The 14,336-nt window shown below is 31.2% G+C and carries 15 protein-coding genes; 8 read left to right on the plus strand and 7 right to left on the minus strand.

Features of this window, described 5'->3' with window-relative positions:
- Positions 1-624, plus strand: coding sequence for an NUDIX hydrolase (locus LX95_RS10325; RefSeq protein WP_111541365.1), 624 nt, complete (start codon positions 1-3; stop codon positions 622-624).
- Here the strand turns inward: LX95_RS10325 and LX95_RS10330 are convergent.
- Entirely contained in the window at positions 592-2,343 is a 1,752-nt protein-coding gene (locus tag LX95_RS10330; RefSeq protein ID WP_111541366.1) for a M14 family metallopeptidase, read from the minus strand. The two genes, LX95_RS10325 and LX95_RS10330, sit on opposite strands and share 33 nt — an antisense overlap.
- A gap of 87 nt (positions 2,344-2,430) precedes the next feature.
- Between LX95_RS10330 and LX95_RS10335 the strand changes: the two genes are divergently transcribed.
- Positions 2,431-3,327, plus strand: coding sequence for a T9SS type A sorting domain-containing protein (locus tag LX95_RS10335; RefSeq protein WP_111541367.1), 897 nt, complete (start codon positions 2,431-2,433; stop codon positions 3,325-3,327).
- 71 nt (positions 3,328-3,398) lie between these two features.
- Here the strand turns inward: LX95_RS10335 and coaD are convergent, their stop codons facing one another.
- Both coaD and LX95_RS10345 read right to left on the minus strand, forming a co-directional pair.
- Positions 3,399-3,857 carry a pantetheine-phosphate adenylyltransferase gene (coaD, locus tag LX95_RS10340; RefSeq protein ID WP_111541368.1) on the minus strand — a complete coding sequence of 153 codons (459 nt, stop codon included), beginning with the start codon at positions 3,855-3,857 and terminating at the stop codon, positions 3,399-3,401.
- 49 nt (positions 3,858-3,906) lie between these two features.
- Complete coding sequence (locus LX95_RS10345; RefSeq protein WP_111541369.1) at positions 3,907-4,884, minus strand: D-alanine--D-alanine ligase; 978 nt, start codon at positions 4,882-4,884, stop codon at positions 3,907-3,909.
- A 94-nt stretch (positions 4,885-4,978) separates the two neighbouring features.
- Between LX95_RS10345 and LX95_RS10350 the strand changes: the two genes are divergently transcribed.
- The 3 genes from LX95_RS10350 to yaaA all read left to right on the plus strand — a co-directional run bounded on the left by LX95_RS10350 (position 4,979) and on the right by yaaA (position 7,551).
- On the plus strand, positions 4,979-5,548 hold the full coding sequence (locus LX95_RS10350) for a PASTA domain-containing protein (RefSeq protein WP_111541370.1): 570 nt from the start codon (positions 4,979-4,981) through the stop codon (positions 5,546-5,548).
- 11 nt (positions 5,549-5,559) lie between these two features.
- Positions 5,560-6,606 carry an RluA family pseudouridine synthase gene (locus LX95_RS10355; protein ID WP_111541371.1) on the plus strand — a complete coding sequence of 349 codons (1,047 nt, stop codon included), beginning with the start codon at positions 5,560-5,562 and terminating at the stop codon, positions 6,604-6,606.
- 183 nt (positions 6,607-6,789) lie between these two features.
- Positions 6,790-7,551: a peroxide stress protein YaaA gene (gene yaaA, locus LX95_RS10360; RefSeq protein WP_111541372.1), complete on the plus strand. Its 762-nt coding sequence runs from the start codon at positions 6,790-6,792 to the stop codon at positions 7,549-7,551.
- A gap of 50 nt (positions 7,552-7,601) precedes the next feature.
- Here the strand turns inward: yaaA and LX95_RS10365 are convergent, their stop codons facing one another.
- The 3 genes from LX95_RS10365 to LX95_RS10375 all read right to left on the minus strand — a co-directional run bounded on the left by LX95_RS10365 (position 7,602) and on the right by LX95_RS10375 (position 10,931).
- Positions 7,602-8,651 carry an Omp28-related outer membrane protein gene (locus LX95_RS10365; RefSeq protein ID WP_111541373.1) on the minus strand — a complete coding sequence of 350 codons (1,050 nt, stop codon included), beginning with the start codon at positions 8,649-8,651 and terminating at the stop codon, positions 7,602-7,604.
- A 6-nt stretch (positions 8,652-8,657) separates the two neighbouring features.
- On the minus strand, positions 8,658-9,380 hold the full coding sequence (locus LX95_RS10370; RefSeq protein WP_111541374.1) for a T9SS type A sorting domain-containing protein: 723 nt from the start codon (positions 9,378-9,380) through the stop codon (positions 8,658-8,660).
- 69 nt (positions 9,381-9,449) lie between these two features.
- Positions 9,450-10,931, minus strand: coding sequence for a peroxiredoxin family protein (locus LX95_RS10375; RefSeq protein WP_111541375.1), 1,482 nt, complete (start codon positions 10,929-10,931; stop codon positions 9,450-9,452).
- A 148-nt stretch (positions 10,932-11,079) separates the two neighbouring features.
- Here LX95_RS10375 and LX95_RS10380 point away from each other — a divergent pair, with 148 nt between their 5' ends.
- Complete coding sequence (locus LX95_RS10380; protein ID WP_111541376.1) at positions 11,080-11,559, plus strand: peroxiredoxin family protein; 480 nt, start codon at positions 11,080-11,082, stop codon at positions 11,557-11,559.
- Positions 11,559-13,256 (plus strand): DUF6029 family protein, encoded by a 1,698-nt coding sequence (locus LX95_RS10385; RefSeq protein ID WP_111541377.1) that lies wholly within the window; start codon positions 11,559-11,561, stop codon positions 13,254-13,256. Before LX95_RS10380 ends, LX95_RS10385 begins: the two co-directional genes overlap by 1 nt.
- A 49-nt stretch (positions 13,257-13,305) precedes the next feature.
- Here the strand turns inward: LX95_RS10385 and LX95_RS10390 are convergent, their stop codons facing one another.
- Complete coding sequence (locus LX95_RS10390; RefSeq protein ID WP_111541378.1) at positions 13,306-13,902, minus strand: DUF6134 family protein; 597 nt, start codon at positions 13,900-13,902, stop codon at positions 13,306-13,308.
- A 35-nt stretch (positions 13,903-13,937) separates the two neighbouring features.
- Between LX95_RS10390 and LX95_RS10395 the strand changes: the two genes are divergently transcribed.
- Positions 13,938-14,327, plus strand: coding sequence for a group III truncated hemoglobin (locus tag LX95_RS10395; protein WP_111541379.1), 390 nt, complete (start codon positions 13,938-13,940; stop codon positions 14,325-14,327).
- Positions 14,328-14,336: the final 9 nt, after the last annotated feature.

Genomic DNA, 14,336 nt, shown 5'->3' on the forward strand with positions numbered 1-14,336 from the left:
ATGTATAAAGTTTTTGTAAATGATATTCCGTTAATTCTTTCAACCGAAAAAGAAATAGGAAGTCAATATACCTCTATCCCAATTAAAAAGGCGAAGATAAAACGTATTATTAAAAAAGTAAGTAAAGGAGAACTTTTTTATGTAAATCTTTATCACGAAAAAGAGGAAAAGCTTCTCAAAATCTTAAAGAAAAAGCTGAAAACCATTGTAGCTGGTGGCGGAATGGTATATAATCAAAAAGGAGAAATTTTATTTATAAAACGTAATGGGAGATGGGATTTGCCTAAGGGGAAAGCTGAAAAGAAAGAAACTATCGAAGAAACTTCTATACGTGAAGTAGAAGAAGAAACGATGGTTGAAGGCTTAGAGATTACCAAGTTCCTGCAAACTACCTATCACATACTCAAACGAAACGGTAAATATAAACTAAAAGAAACTCATTGGTTCGAGATGAAAACTAGCTATGAAGGTGAATTAGTTCCCCAAGAAAAGGAAGGAATCACCAAAGTAAAATGGAAAGATTTTGAGCAAAGTCAAAAGGCTCTTAAGAAATCTTATGAAAATATTAAGCTGTTGTTCCCAAAGGAATATTTAATTCAGCACCCTAAAAATAGGATAGTTTAAATGAGCTTCTTCATAATTAGGACTCTTTTTATGAATCCAGTCTAATTGTGCATACCAATTGTTTCTAAAACTCCTGTCTTTAGATTTTTTTTCTTCAAATTCCTTTTTCACGGAAGAGTTGTTATTTAAAAACTCTAAAGCTATATCTTCAAATACATACGGAGAGAAGCCTTCTTTTTGCTGTAGTATAGTATCGAAGAAATTCCAATTAAAAAAAGAATCTACAGCCGTAGGTTCTAAAGTTTCTAATAAATATCTCATTCCGTCTTGACGGGTATTAACTATTAAATCTCCTTTTCTAAACAGCACTTTCTTTACGGAAGCAGAAACAGATGTGTTTTTATGTAAGTAATGACCCTCGTAAGGAGTAGGAGAGGTTTCAAAATCTGTAATTCTATAACTTTCTACTTCAATTAAACTGTCTTTTTCTAAAGTCTTAACATCAATGTTATTTGCTAAAAGTCTTTCCTTGATCATCCACCATCCTTGCGGAATTATATATGCTTGAGGAATTATAACACTATCTTGAGGTTTGAAGAAATCGTAATAATCAATTTCTTTTACAAAAGGTTTTTCTTTATTGTATTTTAATCGATTCTGTCCTGTAACTTCACTTTTAACAATTTCTGCTTCATAACCTCTAAAATCTATAGTAGTAAGTGTATCCTTATTTACCGTGTAATTATAAAAATATTGATTAGCGTTTTTAAATTCTTGTAGATTCTCTTTTCTTAAAGTTTTTATTTTGCCGTTACTGTTTTCAATTATATCTACCGTAGTAAGCATAAGCTGGTAAGTATTCTCGACTCTTTCTTTATAGGGTTTTAGCATATGAGTTTCAATCATAAGACCTAAAGTATTCCATAAAGTAGTATACCCTGTAGAGTATCTTGGGTGATCATTAAATTGTGAAAAGCCTTTTTCGGGAACTTCATTAAATACATTTACATAAGGAGTAATGGGTAAACTTTTGACTGCTAAGCTATCTTCTAACTGAGTCATAAAGTCTTTTTTTAGATACTCTCCTAATGCCCCCGAAAGCTTATTATGCTGTGTTAAAAGATGAGTTAAGGTATATTGATAATCTGCTCCATTACTCACGTGGTTGTCAATAAAGACATCTGGGTTTATCTTATGAAAAATTTCCGCGAAAGCGAAAGCGTTTTTAGAATCCATTTTAATGAAATCTCGATTAAGATCGTAATTTCTTGCGTTACCACGGAAACCATACTCCTTAGGTCCGTTTTGGTTTGTTCTTGAAGTGCTATTTCGGTTTAAAGCACCGCCAATATTATATATTGGGATAGTAGCTATAATTGTGTTTTTTGGCGCTTCTACTGAATCTTTGGCAAAATCTCTTAACATGAGCATGGTAGCATCTATACCATCGCTTTCTCCAGGATGAATCCCATTATTGATAAGTAAAACCGTTTTATTCTCGTGAATTTTTTCCCAGTTAAAATTACTTTCAGGATTGTAAATAACTAAATGTAAGGGTTTACCACTATCGGTAGTGCCTATTTCTTGCATTTCAATACTGGTAAAGGTCTCATCTAAATCTTTATAAAATTTAATGACTTCTTGATAAGTAGCTGTTTCTACTCCTTTTGATTTTTCAAAAACAGTAGAGAAATTATACTCTTTGGTTAATTTGTATTTGGATAAATCGCAGCTAGTTAGCGCTATTACTGCTAAGGCTAGGATTATTATTTTTTTCATAAGTAATGAAATTTTCGTAAAAAAGAATTGTTTTTTGAAACTAAATTAGTAATTTAGTCTCTTATAAACTTATAAACCCGAATTAAAATGAAAAAAATTACATTATTGGCTGCAGCTTTTGCAGTTTCTACGTTTATGAATGCTCAAGATGTATTATCTCACTCTGCAGATAACACCTTTACAGATGGTGGTGGAGTAGCTTGCGCGTCAGATCCAGATGAAACACCTGGTACTGGAGATGAAAGTACTAGTGATAACATATGGTACAGAAACTATACACCATCTGATTTTGGTTATACTGGAGATTTCAATATTGAAGGAGCTAATTTCTTTATTCAGTTTAGTGATTTTTCTGGAAATAACCCTACACACGATTACACTGTAAGATTTTATATTAGTTCTGCAGCTTTTCCTGGTGGCGAGTTAACAGAAATAGGTTCAATAGCTCTTCAAACTTCTGTAGCTGAAGATGAAGTACTTGTTGAAGCGAGATTAGAAAACGCTATAACTTTACCTGCTACGACAGAAATCATCGTTGCTGTAGATATGCCAGACGCTCCAGAGACACCAGACAACTACGATGTAAGAGTTGGTATTAACGGTGCAGGTCAAAACGAGCCAACTTATTTAACTTCAGTTGATGGATGTGGTATTACTACTCCAACTCCTGTTGCAAGCTTAGGGAACTTTCCAAATAATAATGCAGTTTTAGATTTAGTAGGTAGTGGTTCTTTAGCTTTAGATAGCGCAATTGCTTCTCAGGTTTCTTTATACCCTAACCCGGTAAATGATGTATTAAATGTAACTGTTCCTTCTTCTATTCAAATCGAAGGTGCTACTATGTACAATATTTTAGGTAAAGGAACTCAAGTAGAAGTTTCTGCTAATAATACTATTAATACTTCTTCTTTAGCTTCTGGTGTTTACTTATTAACTATCAACACTAACGAAGGAAATATTACTAAGAAAGTAGTTAAGCAATAAGTTTAACTTATCTTACTAAATAAAAAAGCTCCCAATTTGGGAGCTTTTTTTATGTTTTATTTTAAAATTTTTTAAAGTTTAACACGAACGGAATCTGGTACTAACATAGTGTAATCTCCTTTATTTCTAATCACATCTCTTACAATAGAAGATGAAATATAACTTTTACCACTAGAGGTTAGTAAAAAAACGGTTTCTATTTTCTCTAATTTTCTATTGGTGTGAGCTATAGCTTTTTCAAACTCAAAGTCCGCAGGGTTTCTAAGTCCTCTCAGTATAAATTGTGCATTCTCTTTAATACAGAAATCGACAGTTAAGCCTTGGTAAGTTTTTACCTTAATTTTAGGCTCTTCTTTAAAAGCTTCTTTTATAAACTGCTTTCTTTCTTCTAATGAAAACATATACTTTTTATCGGCATTGACGCCAATAGCTAAAATAACTTCATCAAACAGCTGAAGACTTCTCTCTATAATATCATAATGTCCCAAAGTAATAGGATCAAAAGATCCTGGAAAAACTGCTCTTCTCATAAACTTTTATTTTCTTGAATATACTAAATAATGTGGAAGTTATTTTTAGCTACTCCAATGCATTTTCAATAACATTAGTAAATAATTCTTTTAAAGTAATTCCGGCTGCTTTGGCTTGTTGTGGTAAAATACTAGCTTCACTTAACCCTGGACAGGTATTCACTTCTAAAAAGTGAGGTTCGTTATTATGAAAAATAAACTCTGCTCTTGTTAAACCTTTTAGTTTTAAAGTTTTAAAAATTTTCACGCCTAACTCCTGAACTTCTAAGGTTAGCTTTTTAGAAATATTTGCAGGGGTTATTTCTTGAGATTGCCCTAAATATTTTGCTTCATAATCAAAAAACTCATTCTCAGATATGATCTCGGTAACTGGTAATGCAATAACCTCTCCTTTATAATCGATAACTCCCACTGAAACTTCGATTCCGTCTAAAAAAGATTCTATGATCACTTCTTCGTCTTCTTTAAATGAAAACTCAATAGCTTTTAATAAATCTTCTTGTTTTTTAACCTTTGAGATTCCAAAACTACTGCCTGCTTTATTAGCTTTTACAAAACAAGGTAAACCAACTTTATTAATAATTTCTTTTTCATTAATATTATCACCTTTATTAATGAAGTAATTTGTTGCAGTTTTTATATGATAAGCATTTAAAACACTTATACAATCTCTCTTGTTAAAAGTCAGCGCTGATTGATAATAATCACAAGAGGTTTGCTTTTTATTTACAGTTTCTAAGTATGCTGCGAATAAACCATCCTCACCAGGTGTTCCGTGAATGATATTAAACACACAGTCAAAATTTATTTTTATTCCATCTATAGTGGTAGAAAAATCAGATTTATCAATAGGGTGTTTTTTATTTTCATCTGTAATTACAAACCACTCTTTTTCTAAAATGTGAACTTTATAAGCATTAAATCTATCTTTGTCGATATAATCATAGACAAGCTGTCCACTTTTAATAGAGATTTCAGCTTCGCTAGAATAACCACCCATAGCGATAGCTATTGTTTTCTTTTTCATAAAATCATTATTGGATAATATAATAATATCACTTGTTAAATCACTGCAAAAATACGGGTGTTTTTATATCTTTGCTCAATAATTTGTTATAATAATGAGCTTTGTAAAATTTTTATTCAGTAAAGCATTTTTAATACAGTTAGGTATAGCGTTAATCGTTATTGTTATTCTTGTGTTTGGTGCCATGCAGTGGTTAGATTATACGACTAACCATGATCAAAGAATTGAGGTGCCAAACCTTTCTAAACTCTCCTTAGATGTTGTAGATAAAAAATTAGTGGAGGTAGATTTGAGAAGAGATATTTTAGACTCCGCTAATTATAATCCCGATTACCCTAAATATTCTGTTATAGAGCAAGTGCCTAAACCTGGTAGTTTGGTGAAAGAAAATAGAATGATTTACCTTACCTTAAATCCTTCTGGCTATAATAAAATTGAGATCCCTAATTTACTAGGAAGAACACAACGGCAAGTAGAACCTACTTTAAGGTCTTTAGGTTTTAAAATAGGAGATATTACCTATAAACCAAATATAGCTGAAAATGCTGTTTTAGAAATGAGACATAAAGGAAACCTTCTTAAAGAAGGGGATAAGCTAATGAAAACTTCTACCATAGATTTGGTATTAGGTGACGGAACTCGCAATTACAATAGCGAAAATTAATACTTATTTTAATGAGCAACCAAGAAGAGATTATAAATGACGAAAATGATGAACTTTATGAGCATTATCATTTTGTTGCTTCCAAAGGTCAAGAGCCTTTAAGAGTAGATAAGTTTTTAATGAATTTCGTTGAAAATGCTACTCGAAATAAAATTCAACAAGCAGCTAAAGATGGAAATGTTTTTGTAAACGGAAAAACTGTTAAGCAAAATTATAAAGTAAAAGCCGAAGATGAAGTAAAAGTCATGTTTGAGCATCCACCTTATGAGTTTTTGTTAACTCCAGAAAATATTCCATTAGATATTATTTATGAAGATGATACTGTTTTAATAGTAAATAAACAGCCGGGAATGGTAGTACATCCTGGGCATGGAAATTATTCGGGAACTCTTATTAACGCATTGATTTATCATTTTGATAATCTACCTAATAATAGTAGTGATAGGCCAGGACTTGTGCATAGAATAGATAAAGATACAAGTGGTTTACTTGTGGTAGCTAAAACTGAAGAGGCTATGACACATCTTTCTAAACAGTTTTTTAATAAAACTAGTGAAAGGGAATATGTTGCTTTAGTATGGGGGAATGTAGAAGATGATGAAGGAACCGTAGAAGGAAATATTGGAAGGCACCCTAAAAATAGATTACAAAATACGGTTTATTTTGGAGAAGATGCAGAAAAAGGAAAACCTGCAGTCACTCACTATAAAGTCTTAGAACGCTTTGGTTATGTTACTTTAGTTTCTTGTCGATTAGAAACAGGTCGTACTCATCAAATTAGGGTGCATATGAAACATATAGGACATACATTATTTAATGATGAACGTTATGGGGGAGAAAGAATCTTAAAAGGAACTTCATTTACTAAGTATAAACAATTTGTAGATAATTGTTTCAAGGTATTGCCGAGGCAAGCCCTACACGCCAAAACATTAGGATTTGAACATCCTAAAACTAAGAAGTGGATGAGTTTTAATTCTCCAGTTCCGCAAGATATTGAAGCTTGTGTAGAACGATGGAGAAATTATGCAAAAAACCAAAAGGAAGTTTTAGATTAGGGCAATCTTTTTTTTACAAAAAAGCCAGGCTATCCGCTATATCTTTTGTTTCGCTTTGCTTCACAAAAGGATGCCGCTACTATCCCTATTGCAAATAGATTTTATAAATAGTCTTATGTGTATTTCAAAGGAAAAGGTTTCTTTCGAATTTACCGAAATGCTTATCTTTATTCAAAAATAGACATGAAAATACTTGTTTCACCTGCCAAATCACTAGATCTCGAAAGTGATCTGCCTACAAAAAAAAATACTACTCCTCATTTTCTAGATGAGGCTATACAAGTTAATAAAAAACTTGCTAGACTTACTAAAAAGGAAATTTCTGACTTAATGAGTATAAGTGAGAAGTTAACCGATTTGAATTATCAGCGTTATCAAGATTTTGAAGAAACTAAAGAGCCTCAAAATTCTAGACCTGCAATTTATATGTTCGATGGCGATGTTTATACGGGAATAGACGCTTATACCATCCCTAATAATAAAATTGATAAGCTTCAAAGTGATTTACGAATACTTTCAGGTCTTTACGGAATTTTAAAACCTTTAGATCTTATTCAGCCGTACCGTTTAGAAATGGGTACTAAATTGCCTATCCAACGTCATAAAAACTTATACGAATTTTGGGGAGACAAAGTAACTAAAACTTTAAATGAAGAAATGTCTTCTGATGAATTACTAATTAATCTTGCAAGCAATGAGTACTTTAAAGTGATTCAGAAAAAGGAAATTAAAGCTAAACTTGTAAGCCCAGTTTTTAAAGATTTTAAAAACGGTAAGTTGAAGATCATCAGTTTTTTTGCTAAAAAAGCACGAGGAAGTATGGTTAGATTTATTCTGGATCATAACGCTCAATCTTTAAATGACTTAAAGAAATTTGATTATGATGGTTATCAATACAGTGAAGCTGAAACAAAAAATGAATCAGAACCAGTTTTTATAAGGTAGAAAAAAAGGCTAAAACTTACGTCTTAGCCTTTTTTTAGATCTGTTAGATTCTATATTTGCTCAAACTCTTGTGTCGTATTTTTTTCACTTTTTCTAACATTAATTGCATTTCCGTCTTTATCAATAACGAATGCAACAAACTCTATGTTATCAATATTTTCAATATTTGAAGGAATGTTTAACGAATAAGAAATCGAATACTCATCATTTTCAAACTCATCAAGAGGAATAGTGTCTCCCATTAAATTAGTTACAGTTTCTCTTAGCACATGATTATGCTCAAAATCTGGTACGGGGTTCACTGCATCATAATACGTAGTGTAATTTTTTTGAGAGTAAATTAATCCGTTTTCTAATATATAGACGACTAATTTAAGCTCATTAAAATTTTTAGCTTTCTTAATTTTTACATTCAGATTGATGTTGTTGTTAACTACCTCATTATCAATCGCTATTCCTAACTTAGGATTTTCTCCTTGAGTTAGTTCCAATACTTGTGTAACATGGTCCGGTTCAGGACTTTTCCATAGAGTTTTTCGGTTAAGAAAACCCTTTGGATAACCAACAGCTTCCAATGTATTTTCTAAATCAGAAGCATCATAATTAAATGGGTCATAAGTTCCACTGCTGGGATTTGAACTATCTCTATGAATTGCTACGGCTACAGCATCATCTGTATTTGAAAAAACTTCCTCAATAGCATGGGCTACTCTAGTGCAATAGCCGCACCAAGTCCCTGTGTAATCTTCAATAAGAACCCTTTTCTTAAAATTAATTTCTGAACCATCGTGATAAGTTATAATTAATGATTCAGAGAAGAAACTATCATATTCAGCTTTTGCAACATATTCTCCTATTGAAGAAGAAGTATAAACATTACCTTCAATTAATTCATCGTTAATATAGAATAATGTTTGATCTGTTATATCTTCTCCATCTTTAGTAGCTTTAAATTCTACACTATTTCCAATAAGACTTGTAGTGTTATTGGCGGTAATTAAAATGGGTTGATCTGAAGGTAATATGTCATAGCTTTCAGAGCAACTAAAAATTGTGATAATAGAAAGTAAGAGGAGTAATATGTATTTAGAAAACTTCATAATTGATTACTTCTTAATGATTTTAGTGGTAGCTTGTTTTCCGTTAAGGGTATTAAACTTAACTAAGTAAACCCCTGTATTCAATTGTGATGTATTTAAATTGTGTGCACCATGTGCAAAATTTTGAGACTTTATTTGCTTTCCGTTAAGGTCATAAACATTAATAGTAACATTTTCTTTAGTTGAAAAAGAAATGTCGTTTGTAATAATGGATGAATTTAAAACAACTCCTAAGTTTTCTAGGCTATAGTTTGAAGAGTGCAAAGAAGCATCATAGGTGTAAGTAAATGTTACAATATCTCCTAGTTCATTCCCATTAACATCTACTTCGTAAAACCTAAATGTATATTCTACAGGCGCATTGGTGTTATCTCCAGAATAATTATTGAAGAAGTGGTCAAATAAACCATTGTTACCGCCAGGTTGCAATGTTAAAGGACCATTAAGGGGATAGGTATTACCTTCCGCTATAACAGCATAGCAGGTGCCGCCTAAACAAAACTGTAGATTATTTCCAGATGCGTTTTCCATATTTACGAGTTCTGCTAAAATATAGGCAGTGTCATTTCCTTCATTACTTATAAATATAGGAAGCTCAACTCCTAAATTAGAGTAATAATAGGTTTCATTATTTACAATAGGTGCACCTCCTTCTTCGGTTATTGTGATTTGGGCATTTCCAATAGCAATAAAACATATGGCAACGATAAATAAGATTGTTTTTTTCATGGTATTTGGGTCTTAAAAATTAATATGGATTTGGTAATTATATAGCAAATCCATATTAATTAGTAGTAATTATTTTAAAATTAATTTAATTGTATTTTGTTTTTCGTTTGACTGGACCTTAACGAAGTAGATTCCGTTTTCTAAAAAAGACAAATTTATTTCCTCATTAGCTCCAAGTGCTTTTTTAGCAAAAACTTGTTTACCAGTAACATCATATATATTCATATTGTATTGATCTAATTGGCTAACAAAAATACTTCCTGAAGAAGGGTTAGGGTAAATAGTGATATCATTATTATCAAAACTACCTGCTTCAAGACTGCTTACATTAATAGCAGAACCTCTTTCAAAAGTACTTCCAAAATTACCCACATTTTCTCTATAAATTATTTCTCCTTCTGAGACAATTTCTATTCCTGCATCTGGGTTGCTTCCCCAACCGTCACCATAAGAATCTTTATAAACGACATCATAACAGTCAAAAGCTGCAGGCAAACTTACATTGTATGTTTTTATGGTATTTGCATTCGATCCTCCTCCGTCTGGATTTCCAGAGTATGGACCATCACTAGCTACAATAGTTCCTGAACTATCTTTGAGCTCCCAACTAATTTCAGTAGGATATTGATCTGTTCTAACATTTATTGTTATATTGGTAGAAGCTTCTTCGGAAGGTAAAACTTCATAATCTCTGACAACCATATTTTGAGAGGTATTATGAGGAGTTTGCCCATTAATTTCAGTTAATTCTGCAGTATAACTTGCATTAAGATTAATCGCTATATTATCAAAGTTAGCGGAACCTTTATCAAATTGATTTAGAGAGCCTGTAAAGTTTTCAGTACTTATAATAGTTCCATTTTCCTTTAAGACGATAGTAGCAGTTGTTATATTATTATTTCCATAATTTGTAACACTAAAAGGAACGCTTACGTTGTTATTATTACAAACATAAATTTGATTACTTTGTAATTCTAACATTCCATGATTTGGTACACCAACCACATTTGAAGCTCCGCAAAAATTATCCATTTTAGCTAATATCTCTGAAGGCGTTGAGTATGCAGTTTGTGTGTTGTTAGTAACTCCTACTTCGTAAACATTATTGTTAGAAGAACATATTCCATATAATGTTGGGAAGTATGCAACTTGATAACTACTCGCAATACTAGCATTGTCTAATACAGGATAAGGGGTGTGTGATAACCAATCTCCTTGAGATGAGTTTGTCTGTCCTAATAAATCGGCCATATTGGTAGATCCGTCACCTTCTATAAATAAAACTACGATCTCATCTGAACCATCTGGGCCATATGCATAATGTAATTTTTTTAAAGTTTCTGCTTGGTGAAATCCCCAACAAGGTCCACACCATGTTGCAGAAACATCCATGATTACATTTTTACCGCTATTTAAATAAGTAGATAGAGTATGTGTGTTGCCATCTGTATCAGTAGCAGTAAAGTCAGGTGCTGCACTACCGTCAGCAATTTGGGCTTGTACTATTAGCCCTGTAAATAAAAAAAATAAATTAAGTAAATTTTTTTTCATAATAGTTATTTGTTAAGGTTTAGTTAATTACAAATATATATATATTATCATATATTTTATGAAAATGTGTTTAAATTTTATAATTATTATTATTGAAATGGTTAAATATATATATATTTGCTTGCTATTAACAAAATATTAATATCTCATGAATAAAATTACTTTCATCATTTGTTGCTTAATAGCCACTTATTCTCAAGCGCAATCTCAAATGCCAAATGTTCAATTGAAGAACTTGGAAAATAATTATAAAAATGTATATAAAGATTATTCAGAAACAGATAAAGTATATGTTTTTTCTTTTTGGGCAACTTGGTGTGCACCTTGTATAAATGAATTAGAGGCCATTAAAGAAAATTATTCTGAATGGAAAGAAGAGGTCGATTTTGAAGTGGTCGCAATTTCAATTGATGACTCTCGTACAATGAGAAGAATAAAACCTTTAGTTAATGGGAAATCTTGGAAATATGAAATATTACTAGATACTAATCAGGAATTAAAAAGAGCACTTCAAATTAATAATATTCCTCACGTAATTGTAGTTAAAAATCAAAAAGTAGAGTATGTCCATAATGGATATGTCGAAGGAGGAGAAGAAGAATTGTTTGAAAAAATAAAAGCTCTTTAATGATTAAAAATACAATCTATTTGCTGTTGATTATTGGTATACTTCCGTATTCAGCAATTGCTCAAGAAGAAGATAATAACAAAACCCAAGGTAGGTTTTTTGGAGGGGTAGAATCAAACTCACAATATTATGTAGATGACCCTAAATTGGGAGACTTTATGTTTGAGGATCGTTTCAGGTCTAATAATTATATCAATGCAAATTATAACTACGGGAAGTTAACAGGAGGAATACAGATAGAAGCTTACGAAAAAAACTCTTTATTAAATTATAACCCTAAATATAAAGGAACCGATTTAGCTACTTTTTATTTAGATTATAAATCAGAAAAATTAGATATTACCGGAGGGTATTTTTATGAGCAGTTTGGTAGCGGTTTAATTTTAAGAACTTGGGAAGATAGAGCTCTAGGTATAAATAATGCTTTGCGAGGAGGTAGAATTGTCTATAGACCTAATAATAATATAAGTTTAAAGGCGCTTTACGGAAGACAACGTAGTGGTTTCTCTGTTTCTGATGGTCATATATTTGGATTTGATTCAGAATTTTACTTAACAGATTACCTTAATTTAGAAACATCAGATCTGTCGGTTGGAGTTTCTTATGTAGGAAGATATGAAGAAACTGATATTGAAAACCCAAAATTTTCAGAACTCACTAATGCAATGGCTTTTCGTTTTAATTATTATAAAGGTTCTTTTTACGCGAGTGGAGAAGCAAATTACAAAACCGAAGATGCTGTATTAGATGCGCAAAATGAAATAGGAAATGATTTTATAGAGCCTGGAAGTGCATATCTTTTAAATTTTGGTTATACAAAAAGTGGTTTGGGTGTCGATGTAACCTTAAGACGTATAGAGAATATGGGGTTCTATTCAGAAAGGGTTCCAGAAATTTTAGACGCCAACAATACAAGTCTTAATTATAATGATAAAATACTTAATTATTTACCAGGCTTAACTAAACAACATCATTCTAATCTTGCGAATATATACGTATATCAGGCTCAGGCAAGTGTAAGTTACTTAGATGTAGATAAGATGAAATCTGGTGAGACAGGTGGTCAAATAGATATTTTTTATAACTTCAAAAAAGGAAGTACTATAGGTGGTAAATACGGTACTAAAGTTGCCTTAAATGTTGCTACTTGGTATAATTTACCTGGAAAATATAAATTTTTCCCACAGGAATATGATACTGAGTTTTTTGGAGTAGCCCAAAAGTATTTTGCAGATTATAACATAGAAATTAAAAAAAGATTTAATGACGGATGGCGATCTGGACTATATTTTATCCATCAATATTATGATAAGAGTCTTATAGAAGGAGGTGAAGTTGTGAATGCCGATATTTTAGCAATAGAAAATACATGGTCAATTGGAGAAAAACAATCTTTAAGGTTAGAGTTAGAACATCTTTGGGCTGATGCAGATAGGAGAAATTGGGCAGGAGGGACGTTAGAATATAATTTAAATAGAAACCTTTCTTTTTATGTATGGGACATTTACAATTATGGAACTCATAAAGAAGCAGAAAAAAATCATTATTATAATTTTGGAGGAGCTTATCGTTTTGGGGCTTGGAGAATTGCGGCAAACTATGGGCGACAAAGAGGAGGCTTAGTATGTGTTGGGGGTGTTTGTAGATTTGTGCCTGAAAATACAGGTTATACTTTAAATATTTCTACATCATTCTAAAAATTAAAAAAAAATAAAATTAAACCCCAATTATTTATTATTGGGGTTTTTAATTATCAATCAACTCTACTTGAAATTCGATAATTCCTGCATTAATAATAGCTTTTTTTAAGACAGCATTTTCATAGATATAGGTGTTGATTCTATTTTTTTCACCTTTCTTTTCATAGATATGTTTCTTTACTTTTTTGAGACTATGAAACGTTCCATTTTCTTCTGAGTAAACATTTTTAATGCCTATAGGCTCTTCAAGCATAAGCATTGCAGCTGTGTAATTTATATTTTCAGATATTAGGAGACTTAAGTCTTCATCTTCATAGTAATGATATTTATTTTTTTTTAAAATCGTTTTCGAGTTTTTCCTAGACTTACCATTTAGTTCTATTTGTACAATAGCTTTATTTAATAAGCCATTTTTAAAAGTGATTTCATAATCGTACTCTAACTTAATTTTAGTAATAATTCGAGTGTCAATTTCTGTTTTATTTTGATAAAAAGTTATAGAATCATTTGTTCGTTTAATGGCATCTAAAGTTCCAACCTCTTTATCTTTATAGATCACTTTGTATTTTAAGTTTGTAATTTGTGCAAAATTATAGCTGAGTTTAAAGAAAATAAGTAAAAAAATAAGTGTTATTTTGTACATAAGAATATTTATATTAATTATAAATCTAAAAATAGATGAATAATTTAAAATTAATAAAAGAGAGAAAAGATATTAAGCTACTTGTTACTAAATTTTATGATAAGGTTAGGTTAAATGAAGATATAGGTTATTTTTTTAATGAAACTATTCAAGATTGGGAAGAACACCTTGAAAAGTTGACAGATTTTTGGGAAAGTAATTTGTTTAAGGTCAATAAATTTTCAGGAAGACCTGGGTATGCTCATATTAAAGTTGACCAAAAATTTAATAGCAGCATCGAAGCAAAACATTTTGGAGTATGGCTTAACCTTTGGTTCGAAACCATAGACACCTATTTTGAAGGAGAACTAGCCGATAAAGCTAAATATTTTGCTAGAAACTTAGGGAGTAACTTTCACATGAAAATTTTTGCGGCTAGAGGTTAAGTCAATTTA

The sequence above is a fragment of the Mesonia algae genome, assembly GCF_003253545.1.
GTDB lineage: Bacteria > Bacteroidota > Bacteroidia > Flavobacteriales > Flavobacteriaceae > Mesonia > Mesonia algae.

Coding starts and splice junctions, on each gene's coding strand:
- LX95_RS10325 (WP_111541365.1), top strand. CDS start 1: ATGTATAAAGTTTTTGTAAATGATATTCCGTTAATTCTTTCAACCGAA.
- LX95_RS10330 (WP_111541366.1), bottom strand. CDS start 2,343: ATGAAAAAAATAATAATCCTAGCCTTAGCAGTAATAGCGCTAACTAGC.
- LX95_RS10335 (WP_111541367.1), top strand. CDS start 2,431: ATGAAAAAAATTACATTATTGGCTGCAGCTTTTGCAGTTTCTACGTTT.
- coaD (WP_111541368.1), bottom strand. CDS start 3,857: ATGAGAAGAGCAGTTTTTCCAGGATCTTTTGATCCTATTACTTTGGGA.
- LX95_RS10345 (WP_111541369.1), bottom strand. CDS start 4,884: ATGAAAAAGAAAACAATAGCTATCGCTATGGGTGGTTATTCTAGCGAA.
- LX95_RS10350 (WP_111541370.1), top strand. CDS start 4,979: ATGAGCTTTGTAAAATTTTTATTCAGTAAAGCATTTTTAATACAGTTA.
- LX95_RS10355 (WP_111541371.1), top strand. CDS start 5,560: ATGAGCAACCAAGAAGAGATTATAAATGACGAAAATGATGAACTTTAT.
- yaaA (WP_111541372.1), top strand. CDS start 6,790: ATGAAAATACTTGTTTCACCTGCCAAATCACTAGATCTCGAAAGTGAT.
- LX95_RS10365 (WP_111541373.1), bottom strand. CDS start 8,651: ATGAAGTTTTCTAAATACATATTACTCCTCTTACTTTCTATTATCACA.
- LX95_RS10370 (WP_111541374.1), bottom strand. CDS start 9,380: ATGAAAAAAACAATCTTATTTATCGTTGCCATATGTTTTATTGCTATT.
- LX95_RS10375 (WP_111541375.1), bottom strand. CDS start 10,931: ATGAAAAAAAATTTACTTAATTTATTTTTTTTATTTACAGGGCTAATA.
- LX95_RS10380 (WP_111541376.1), top strand. CDS start 11,080: ATGAATAAAATTACTTTCATCATTTGTTGCTTAATAGCCACTTATTCT.
- LX95_RS10385 (WP_111541377.1), top strand. CDS start 11,559: ATGATTAAAAATACAATCTATTTGCTGTTGATTATTGGTATACTTCCG.
- LX95_RS10390 (WP_111541378.1), bottom strand. CDS start 13,902: ATGTACAAAATAACACTTATTTTTTTACTTATTTTCTTTAAACTCAGC.
- LX95_RS10395 (WP_111541379.1), top strand. CDS start 13,938: ATGAATAATTTAAAATTAATAAAAGAGAGAAAAGATATTAAGCTACTT.